Below are 9662 nucleotides of genomic sequence, written 5' to 3' on the forward strand. Positions count from 1 at the left end.
CCAACGCCGTTCCGGCGGCCCTCGGTCACCCGGCGCGGTGTACCAGTCGATAGGCGGCGCCCAGGTCCCACCCCGCGTAGGCATGCGTGGCGAGGCCGCTCAGATGCCGGTCCGCGTTGACCGCGACGGACACCGGTACAACGCCGAAGAGTTCCTTGTCCGAGCCCGAGTCGCCATAGGCGACGCAGTCGGCCCGGCTCACCCCGAACTCCGCACAGAGCAGATCCGCGATATGCACCTTTGCCGCAGCGCTGAGAACCCCCGCCGGGTCCAACGGCTCCGCGAACGGAACCGCGGGAAAGCGCGAGCCGTGAGCCGCGTGCGCTCCCCACGTCAGCAGGCGCTCCACGAAAAAGGAGGGCGACAGCGAGACGACGGCGCAGTAGTCGCCGTTTCGCCGGATCTCCCTCCAGACGTCCTCGATCCCCGACATCCAGGGGGCACCGTCGAAGGCCGCCGTCACATGCGCCTCGGTGAGATCCGTCCACAGAGCGTGCACCTGGGTCGCGTACTCCGGCGGGCCTATGCGCCCCTCGGAGATGGCGTTTTCGAGCGCGATGGTCTCGGCCTCCAGACCGAGTTGCCGGGAGATCTCCAAGGGCGCGGTGCTTCCGTGGAGCAGCGTCCCGTCGAGGTCGAAGAGGTGAAGTCTCGCCATGTCCGTGGAGGCTACTGGCCCAATCGGCTTTCAGGGGACGGCGTTTCACGTGAAACCCGTGCCGCTCACCGCCGACGGCGCGACGTACGGCCAAAGCCGGCGGGAGTGCCGGGAAAGCGGTGGACGGCAGGGGGTGATCTCGGACAGCCTGAACTGCGTGTCGATTCCTTCCCTCGCCGCTCTGCCCATTCGCCGCCTGACGCCCCGCGACCTCGTCGCCTGTGCCGACTTGTCCGAGGACCGGGGCTGGCCCCGTGAGGAGCACAAGTGGGGTCTCCTGCTCGCCGGGGGAACCGGATACGGCATCGACGACCCCGCCGGCGGTCTCGTCACCGCGTGCGTGGTGACGGAATACGGACCACGTGAGCGTCCCGAACTGGCCGCGATCGGCATGGTCCTCGTCGCCGGGCGGCACGCGCGCCAAGGTGTCGGCCGCCGTCTGATGCGGCACGTCGTCGAGGAGACGGGCACGACCCCGCTGACCCTGCACGCCACCGCGTACGGGCGCCCGCTCTACGAGGAGCTGGGATTCAAGGCCATCGGCCGGGCGGAGATGGTCCGCGGTGTCTTCATCTCCGACGACTCCGCCTCCGGTGTCTTCACCCGCCCGGCCACGGCGGAGGATCTCGCCTCCGTCCTGCGGCTGGACGAAGAGGTCTTCGGCACCGACCGCACCCACATGATCGCGCGGCTGCCCGCCTTCGCGGACCAACTGCGCGTGGCCGAGGAGAACGGCAGGATCACCGGCTACGCGGCCGCCTGGCCCAACATGGCCACGCAGGTCGTCGGCCCGGTGATCGCCCGGGACACGAGGACGGCGAAGGCCCTCGTCTCCTCGCTCGCCGCCCATACCGACCGTCCGCTGCGCACCGACATCGACACGCGGCACGAGGAACTGCTGGGCTGGCTGAAAGAACGCGGGCTGTCCTCCGTCGGCTTCAACTCGGTGATGACACACCGGATCCCGGAACTGCCCGGCGACTGGACCCGCCGCTTCGCGCCGCTGACCGTGGCCGCCGGCTAGGAATTCGGCGGCCCTCCGGACACACGGCGGTGCCGGTCCCTCGGGCACGAGGGGACCGGCACCGCCGGACCGTCGTCGATCGTCCGTCGTCCGTCGGACGGGCGGACTGTCCTGCGGGAGGTCAGACGAGCGATTCGGCCGCGGCGACGGCGAAGCCGTGGTCCTGCTCGGGCATACCGCCGCCGACGCCGATCGCGCCGATCAGCCGGCCGTCGCGGCGGACCGGTACGCCGCCCGCGATGAACAGCAGGGGCCGGTCGAGCGCGGTGGGCAGGGTGTGGAAGAGGCCCCCGGGCTGCACCGCGTCGACGAGGTCGGCGGTGGCCGAGTCGAGCTGGAGTGCCGTGTAGGCCTTGCGCGTGCTGGTCTCTCCCGAGATCAGCACGGCCCGGTCGTCGCGCCGGAAGGCGAGCAGGTGGCCGCCCGCGTCGAGGACGGTGACGCTGACCCGGACACCCGCGGCTTCGGCGGCGCGTCGGGCGGCGGTCACGAGGACCTCCGCGTCCTCGATGGTCAGGGGGGTGACGGCGGTGGTGGTGCTCATGAGGCTGTTCTCCTTGTGGGGGTGTTCTGTGTCGGGTCGGGAACGTGCCGGATCGAAGCGCCGCGGAAGCGGCCCCGGTCCCGCGGCGGGCCCGATTCCGGTCAGTGGTGGACGGCGGTCCGCGGTTCGGCGGGGACACCTCCGGCGACGACGACGCCGGGCCGGGACGTGCGGCGCTCCAGGCCGGCCGAGATGACGGCCAGGACGAGCGCGCCGGCGGCGAGACCCGCGCCGACCCAGTTGGGGGCCGTGTAACCGAGGCCCGCGGCGATGACGACGCCACCGAGCCAGGCCGAGAGGGCGTTGCCGAGGTTGAAGGCGCCGATGTTCACGGCCGAGGCCAGGGTGGGGGCGCCGTGCGCCTGGTCGAGAACGCGCTTCTGCAGGGGCGGCACGGTCGCGAAGCCCAGAGCGCCGATGAGGGCGATCGTGACGGCCGCCAGGATCTTGTTGTGCGCGGTGACGGTGAAGAGGGCGAGTACGACGGCGAGGCCGCCCAGCGACGTGTACAGCATCGGCATCAGCGCTCGGTCGGCGAACCTGCCGCCGATCAGGTTTCCGCCGACCATGCCGAGGCCGAAGAGGACCAGCAGCCAGGTGACCGATCCGTCGGCGAAGCCGGCGACGTGCGTCATCATCGGCGCGATGTAGGTGACGGCCGCGAAGACTCCGCCGAATCCGAGCACGGTCATCGCCATCGCGAGCAGGACCTGGACGTTCTTGAAGGCGGCCAGCTCATGGCGCAGACGCACTCCCTCGGGCTTCGGCATCTCGGGGACCAGCTTGGCGATACCCAGCAGTCCGACGATGCCGAGCGCGGCAACTCCGGCGAACGTGACGCGCCAGCCGGCGGACTGCCCGATCAGCGTTCCCAGGGGGACGCCGACGACATTGGCGATCGTGAGCCCGCTGAACATCATCGCGATGGCACCGGCCTTCTTCTCCGGCGCGACCAGTTCGGCGGCGGCCACGGACCCGATACCGAAGAAGGCACCGTGCGCGAGGGAGGCGACCACCCGGCCCGCGAACATCAGCCAGAACGTCGGAGCCGCCGCGGAGATCAGATTGCCGAGGACGAACAGTCCCATCAGCACCATGAGCATCCGCTTGCGGGACACCTTCGTGCCGAGCGCGGTCATGATCGGCGCACCGATGACGACCCCCAGGGCATAGCCGGTGACCAGCAGTCCGGCCGTAGGGATGGTGACCCCGAAGTCTCCGGCGACCTCGGGCAGAACGCCCATGATCACGAACTCGGTTGTTCCGATCCCGAAGGCCCCGATCGCGAGGGCCAGAAGCGCGAGAGGCATGGTGGGTACACCTTCCAGACGATTGCATGAGCGCTTTGCCTGCGTTCACAATAGTTGCAGACGCGGGCTATATGCAAGCGCGGGCTATTGCGTCTGTGCTCTATCCTGGATTCAGCCGCTCCTGGACGGAGGAAACGCCATGACAGCCACGGACCCCGCGCTCACCGCCCTCGCCCAGGGATGGTGCGCACTCTCCCTGCTGCACGGGAGGATCGAGGCCCACATCGAGCGGGCCCTGCAGGCCAAGCACGGGCTCAGCGCGCGCGAGTACTCCCTGCTCGACGTACTCAGCCGTCAGCACGACGGCGACGGCGGTCATCTCCAGATGAAGCAGGTCGCGGACGCGGTCGTGCTCAGCCAGAGCGCCACCACACGACTGGTCACCCGCCTCGAGGACCGCGGACTGCTCGCCCGCTACCTCTGCCCGACCGACCGGCGCGGCATCTACACGAACGTCAGCGACGCGGGACTGAAGCTTCTCGCCGAGGCGCGGCCCACCAATGACGCCGCCCTGCGCGAGGCACTCGACGACGCGGCCGAGAACCCCGACCTGGCGCCCCTGGTCCGGGTCGTGGAGTCGGCGAACACGCCCGTCCATCCCGTGCCTTCCGTGGGCGTGCCCTCGTAGGGTGCGCTCATGGCAGATCTTGAGATACGAGCCGCGGTCGCCGACGACGTGCCCGCCATCGTCGCGATGCTGGCCGACGACCCACTGGGTGCCCAACGTGAATCGCCCGACGACCTGGGCCCCTACCTGGCCGCCCTGGAGCGTCTGAGCCGCGACCCCAACCAACACCTGGTCGTCGCCGTGCGCGACGGCCGTATCGTCGGCACCCTGCAGCTCACCGTGATTCCCGGGCTGTCCCGCAGAGGGGCCACGCGCTCCATCATCGAGGCGGTACGCGTCCAGACCGACGAGCGCGGCAGCGGCCTCGGGACGGAGCTCATCGAGTGGGCGGTCGAGGAATCCCGCCGCCAGGACTGCCAACTGGTCCAGCTCACCTCCGACGTCTCCCGCACCGATGCCCACCGCTTCTACGAGCGGCTCGGCTTCGAGGCCTCACACGTCGGCTTCAAGCTGCCTCTCTGAGAGAAGCCGACGGCCAGACGCAGGCGAGGCGGCCGGTTTCACGTGAAACAGGCCGCCTCGCACCTGACGGCGCCTACCGAACTCCTCGCCAGCCTTCGGGGTCCACTCCGCCGGGCACCGGGGCGCCCTCGTCGTACGGCTGCCGCGTGAACACGAACGACCCGAGGTCCAGATGGCTGACGGTGCCGTCAGGCCGCCGTACGGGCCGCAGAAGCTCGCCCGCGTAGTAGCCGTCGAGCCCCGTCCACGTCCCGTCGCCGTTCGCCCGGAAGCGGGCTCCCCTGCCGATACCGGAGAGCGGGCCCAGCACCAGGCCTCCATCGGCCGGGAGCCGCAGTCCGAATGCCTGAGTCCCCCAGTACCACTGGCCCGCCAACTCCAGGGCGCTCTGGTCCACTTCTGTCAGCGGTTGCCAGGGCTCGGGGATCCGCGGCTCCGCCTCGGCGACGATCCGCACCAGGTCGGCTGCGACGGTGAACACGGGCGGCCCCGAGGTGCAGTTGGAGAGCACCACCGCCGCCACGTCGTCCTCCACGCTGATCACCAGTCCGGCGAGGAATCCCGGCAAGGACCCGGAATGCCCGACGAGGGTCCGGCCGTCACGGTGCACGATCTGCAGGGCGAGTCCGTACGAGGCCCCCGCCGCCAGTTCCGCGGTCTCGGGCGGAGCGGCGGGCGCACGCATCTCACTGACGGACTCCGCGCTCAGCACCCGGTCGTCACCGTGTGCGAGAAAGACCGCGAAGCGGGCCAAGTCCCCGGTGGTGGACCACAATTGTCCGGCCGGAGCCATCCGCCCGAGGTCCTCCGCGGGTTCCGGCATCATCGCGTCCGCCCAGGGGTGGACCGCCCATCCCCCCGCGTGCGGCGCCTGCGGGCGAGGGCTCGTACGGTGCAGGCCGAGCGGTTCGAGAATCTCGCGGCGCAGCACCTCCTCCCAGGGTGCGCCGCGCAGCTCCTCGACCAGCGCACCGAGCAGCGTGTAGCCGGGGTTCGAGTAGTGGTGCCGGCGTCCGACCGGATGACGGAAGGGCTGCTCGCCCAGTACGTCGGCCAGTTCGGGGCGCAGGGAGCCGGATGTCCGCTCCCACCACGGCGACGGCGACTCGGCGGCCAGTCCTCCGGTGTGGGCGAGCAGTTGGGAGACGGTGACCTCCCCCGCACCGGTGCCCGGCACATGCTTCTCCAGCGGGTCGCCGAGGTCCAGGACACCCTCGTCGCGCAGCCGCAGCACCAGAACGGCGGTGAAGGTCTTGGTGATGGAGCCGATCCGGTACTGCACGTTCTCGTCCGGGCCGTGACCGGCCACCGACGTCCGTGCTCCGTTCCACACCGCCTTCCCGCCCCGTACCACCGAGGCGACGAGTGACGGCGCCCGTCCCTCGCTCTGCGCGACGGCAATGCGGTGCAGCAGGGCCCGGCGCGTACCGGGAAGCAGATCATCGTGGGATGTCGTCATGACACCAGTCCACCCGCCCGGGCCCCGGACGTCGAGCGGATTGAAACGGAGCCGCCCCGTGGGGCGGCGGATCAGGTCTGGGCCATGTCCACGAAGCGCGAGTAGTGACCCTGGAAGGCCACCGTGATCGTCGCCGTCGGGCCGTTACGGTGCTTGCCGACGATGATGTCCGCCTCGCCGGCGCGCGGGGACTCCTTCTCGTACGCGTCCTCGCGGTGGAGCAGGATGACCATGTCCGCGTCCTGCTCGATCGACCCGGACTCACGCAGGTCGGAGACCATGGGCTTCTTGTCCGTACGCTGCTCGGGACCACGGTTGAGCTGGGACAGCGCGATCACCGGCAGTTCCAGCTCCTTGGCCAGCAGCTTCAGGTTTCGCGACATGTCGGAGACCTCCTGCTGGCGGCTCTCGGAACGCTTGCCGCCGGACTGCATGAGCTGGAGGTAGTCGATGACGACGAGCTTGAGATCGGCGCGCTGCTTGAGGCGGCGGCACTTGGCGCGGATCTCCATCATCGACAGGTTCGGGGAGTCGTCGATGTAGAGGGGGGCGGCCGAGACGTCCGGCATACGCCGGGCGAGCCTGGTCCAGTCCTCGTCGGTCATGGTGCCGGACCGCATGTGATGCAGTGCCACGCGCGCCTCGGCGGACAGCAGACGCATCGCGATCTCGTTGCGGCCCATTTCGAGCGAGAAGATCACGCTGGGCATGTTGTGCTTGATCGAGCAGGCACGGGCGAAGTCCAGGGCCAGCGTCGACTTACCCATGGCGGGACGGGCCGCGATGATGATCATCTGGCCGGGGTGCAGACCGTTGGTGAGCGAGTCGAGGTCGGTGAAGCCGGTCGGTACGCCGGTCATCTCCCCCGAACGCGATCCGATCGCCTCGATCTCGTCGAGAGCGCCCTCCATGATGTCGCCGAGCGGCAGATAGTCCTCGGTGGTGCGCTGCTCGGTGACCGCGTAGATCTCGGCCTGGGCGCTGTTGACGATCTCGTCGACGTCTCCGTCGGCCGCGTACCCCATCTGTGTGATGCGCGTGCCGGCCTCGACCAGGCGGCGCAGGACCGCGCGCTCGTGCACGATCTCCGCGTAGTACTCGGCGTTGGCGGCGGTCGGGACCGTCTGCACCAGCGTGTGCAGATACGGTGCTCCGCCGACCTTGGTGATCTCGCCGCGCTTGGTGAGCTCGGCCGCGACCGTGATGGGGTCGGCCGGCTCGCCCTTCGCGTACAGGTCGAGGATCGCTCCGTAGATGGTCTCGTGGGCCGGACGGTAGAAGTCGTGGCCCTTGAGCACCTCGACGACGTCGGCGATGGCATCCTTCGACAGGAGCATGCCACCGAGGACGGACTGCTCGGCGTCGAGGTCCTGCGGCGGCACCCTCTCGAAGGACGAACCGCCGCTCTCCCAGGACCCGTTGTCCCGGTCGTGCTGCTCGTCGCGGCCTCGGCCGCCGTTCCCGCGGCGACGGGACGAGGGCAGACGATCAGTGGGTCCGCTGTCCGCCCAGGGGTCGTCCAAGGGCTCGGAAATAGTCACCGAGCCACCTCCTCCCGTCCGCAGCGCGGACCTAGCAGTGCCTTCAATTTCTACGGCACGGCACTGACAAAGTGAGCGGCCCGACTCCGGATCTCGCGCGTCGGTTTTGCATGCTTTCCGAGGTCGGAGAGGAGAACGGGCGCCGCCCCACGTTAGGCCCGCGGGCACCGTCAGCCAATCTGGTTATCCACAGGCCATGTGGACGACGGCCCCGATGCTGTGGAGAACTCCGCGAAACCTGTGCACGACCCGGTGGACAGCCCTGTGAACAAGCCCTCAGGGCTTCGGAGGAATGCCAGCTGACCTGGTGTTTTACCGTCCACCGGCTGTGCAGAAGAAAAAGTTGCCCAGCAGAATCAAGATCCCTTCGAACAGTGCGTCACACCACACTCCACACGCCACCAAGTAAGGGTCCTTCGCCTTTTGCATCTCTTACCTGTGGAAGATTAGATTGATGCCCATGACACAGGCTTCAGCGGCGCCCAGGGCCGACCGGCACCGGCACGACCGTGAGATCGTCGCACTGGCCGTTCCGGCGTTCGGCGCACTCGTGGCCGAGCCTCTCTTCGTGCTGGCCGACAGTGCCATCGTCGGCCATCTCGGCACCGCGCAACTGGCCGGACTCGGCGTCGCCTCGGCCCTTCTCATGACAGCCGTCGGAGTCTTCGTCTTCCTCGCCTACGCCACGACCGCCGCGGTCGCCCGCCGGGTCGGGGCCGGTGATCTGCGAGCTGCGATTCGCCAGGGCATGGACGGCATCTGGCTCGCCCTGCTCATCGGCGTGGCGGTGATCGTCGTCGCCCTGCCCACGGCGCCCTCCCTCATGGAATGGTTCGGCGCATCCGGCTCCGCCGCCCCGTACGCGACGACCTATCTGCGGATCTCGGTACTCGGCATCCCCGCCATGCTGGTCGTCCTGGCCGCCACCGGCATCCTGCGTGGACTCCAGGACACGAGGACCCCGCTGTATGTAGCCGTCGGAGGGTTCGTGACGAACGCTGCCCTCAACATCGTCCTCGTCTACGGAGTCGGTCTGGGCATCGCCGGGTCCGCCTGGGGAACGGTCATCGCCCAGTGCGGCATGGCCGCTGTCTATCTCCACGTCGTCCTCCGCGGAGCACGGAAGCACGGCGCCTCCCTGCGGCCGGACGCGGCCGGCATTCGAGCCTGCGCCCAGGCCGGAACCCCCCTGCTCGTCCGAACGCTGTCGCTCCGGGCGATCCTCCTGATCGCCACGGCGGTCGCCGCCCGGCTCGGGGACGCCGACATGGCGGCCCACCAGATCATCCTGTCGCTGTGGAGTCTGCTCGCCTTCGCGCTCGATGCCATCGCCATCGCGGGACAGGCCATCATCGGGCGCCACCTCGGTGCGGACGACGCCCATGGCGCCCTCGATGCATGCCGGCGCATGGTGCGCTGGGGGCTGGTCACCGGACTCGTACTCGGTCTGCTGGTCATCGCCGCTCGCCCCCTCTTCCTTCCCTTGTTCAGCGGCGACCCGGGCGTACAGGACGCGGCGCTGCCGGCCCTGGTGATGGTGGCCGTCTCCCAGCCGATCTGCGGGATCGTCTTCGTGCTGGACGGCGTGCTGATGGGCGCGGGGGACGGGCCGTACCTGGCCTGGGCCATGCTGCTCACCCTGGCGGCGTTCGCCCCCGCCGCCCTGCTCGTCCCCGTCCTCGGCGGCGGACTGACCGCGCTCTGGGGCGCGATGACGCTGATGATGGCGGTGCGGATGCTGACCCTGTGGCTGCGCTCCCGCTCGGGTCGCTGGATCGTCACGGGCGCGACCCGCTGACGTACGCCGGACGTTTCAGACCACCCACCCGCTGACGTACTCCGGACGTTCCAGGACCCGCCCACCCGCTGGCGCGCGCGGGTCGTTTCACCGCGGACTCCGCGACCTACGCCGGACGTTTCACGGGAAACAAGGCGCCGGTTTCACGTGAAACGGCGGTCCCCGGCATCCGGGGAACACCCACGCCCACCCCAGCGCCTCCAGGACAAGCAGAAGGGCCGCACCCGAGGGTGCGGCC

The 9662-nt window shown here is 69.6% G+C and carries 9 protein-coding genes; 4 read left to right on the top strand and 5 right to left on the bottom strand.

The features are described from left to right. Positions 1 to 25: 25 nt before the first annotated feature. Entirely contained in the window at positions 26 to 658 is a 633-nt protein-coding gene (locus ACFXGX_RS08610; protein WP_384786679.1) for an HAD family hydrolase, read from the bottom strand. Positions 659 to 815: 157 nt separating this feature from the next. Here ACFXGX_RS08610 and ACFXGX_RS08615 point away from each other — a divergent pair, with 157 nt between their 5' ends. Further along, a complete protein-coding gene (locus tag ACFXGX_RS08615) occupies positions 816 to 1682 on the top strand; it encodes a GNAT family N-acetyltransferase (protein WP_384786682.1) in 867 nt (288 codons plus the stop codon). Between the two features lie 121 nt (positions 1683 to 1803). Here ACFXGX_RS08615 and ACFXGX_RS08620 read toward each other — a convergent pair whose 3' ends face one another. Beyond that, entirely contained in the window at positions 1804 to 2226 is a 423-nt protein-coding gene (locus tag ACFXGX_RS08620) for a heme-binding protein (protein ID WP_384786685.1), read from the bottom strand. A gap of 101 nt (positions 2227 to 2327) precedes the next feature. Continuing rightward, on the bottom strand, positions 2328 to 3536 hold the full coding sequence (locus ACFXGX_RS08625; protein WP_384786688.1) for an MFS transporter: 1209 nt from the start codon (positions 3534 to 3536) through the stop codon (positions 2328 to 2330). A gap of 139 nt (positions 3537 to 3675) precedes the next feature. Between ACFXGX_RS08625 and ACFXGX_RS08630 the strand changes: the two genes are divergently transcribed. Both ACFXGX_RS08630 and ACFXGX_RS08635 read left to right on the top strand, forming a co-directional pair. Next, positions 3676 to 4164, top strand: a complete 489-nt coding sequence (locus ACFXGX_RS08630) for a MarR family winged helix-turn-helix transcriptional regulator (protein ID WP_384786691.1) — start codon at positions 3676 to 3678, stop codon at positions 4162 to 4164. Between the two features lie 9 nt (positions 4165 to 4173). Next, positions 4174 to 4626 (top strand): GNAT family N-acetyltransferase, encoded by a 453-nt coding sequence (locus ACFXGX_RS08635; protein WP_384786693.1) that lies wholly within the window; start codon positions 4174 to 4176, stop codon positions 4624 to 4626. Positions 4627 to 4699: 73 nt separating this feature from the next. Here ACFXGX_RS08635 and ACFXGX_RS08640 read toward each other — a convergent pair whose 3' ends face one another. Together ACFXGX_RS08640 and dnaB are read right to left on the bottom strand one after the other, a co-directional pair. Further along, positions 4700 to 6085 carry a serine hydrolase domain-containing protein gene (locus ACFXGX_RS08640; protein ID WP_384786696.1) on the bottom strand — a complete coding sequence of 462 codons (1386 nt, stop codon included), beginning with the start codon at positions 6083 to 6085 and terminating at the stop codon, positions 4700 to 4702. A 71-nt stretch (positions 6086 to 6156) separates the two neighbouring features. After that, on the bottom strand, positions 6157 to 7626 hold the full coding sequence (gene dnaB, locus ACFXGX_RS08645) for a replicative DNA helicase (RefSeq protein WP_384786699.1): 1470 nt from the start codon (positions 7624 to 7626) through the stop codon (positions 6157 to 6159). Between the two features lie 460 nt (positions 7627 to 8086). Between dnaB and ACFXGX_RS08650 the strand changes: the two genes are divergently transcribed. After that, entirely contained in the window at positions 8087 to 9424 is a 1338-nt protein-coding gene (locus tag ACFXGX_RS08650) for an MATE family efflux transporter (RefSeq protein WP_384786702.1), read from the top strand. The last annotated feature ends 238 nt before the right edge of the window (positions 9425 to 9662 follow it).

It is taken from the genome of Streptomyces sp. NPDC059371 (assembly GCF_042751995.1).
In the GTDB taxonomy this organism is placed as follows: Bacteria; Actinomycetota; Actinomycetes; order Streptomycetales; family Streptomycetaceae; genus Streptomyces.

What these genes read in the sequence shown, in the direction of transcription:
- ACFXGX_RS08625 (WP_384786688.1), bottom strand. Translation starts at nt 3,536, where the DNA reads ATGCCTCTCGCGCTTCTGGCCCTCGCGATCGGGGCCTTCGGGATCGGA.
- ACFXGX_RS08650 (WP_384786702.1), top strand. Translation starts at nt 8,087, where the DNA reads ATGACACAGGCTTCAGCGGCGCCCAGGGCCGACCGGCACCGGCACGAC.
- ACFXGX_RS08635 (WP_384786693.1), top strand. Translation starts at nt 4,174, where the DNA reads ATGGCAGATCTTGAGATACGAGCCGCGGTCGCCGACGACGTGCCCGCC.
- ACFXGX_RS08620 (WP_384786685.1), bottom strand. Translation starts at nt 2,226, where the DNA reads ATGAGCACCACCACCGCCGTCACCCCCCTGACCATCGAGGACGCGGAG.
- ACFXGX_RS08630 (WP_384786691.1), top strand. Translation starts at nt 3,676, where the DNA reads ATGACAGCCACGGACCCCGCGCTCACCGCCCTCGCCCAGGGATGGTGC.
- ACFXGX_RS08640 (WP_384786696.1), bottom strand. Translation starts at nt 6,085, where the DNA reads ATGACGACATCCCACGATGATCTGCTTCCCGGTACGCGCCGGGCCCTG.
- ACFXGX_RS08610 (WP_384786679.1), bottom strand. Translation starts at nt 658, where the DNA reads ATGGCGAGACTTCACCTCTTCGACCTCGACGGGACGCTGCTCCACGGA.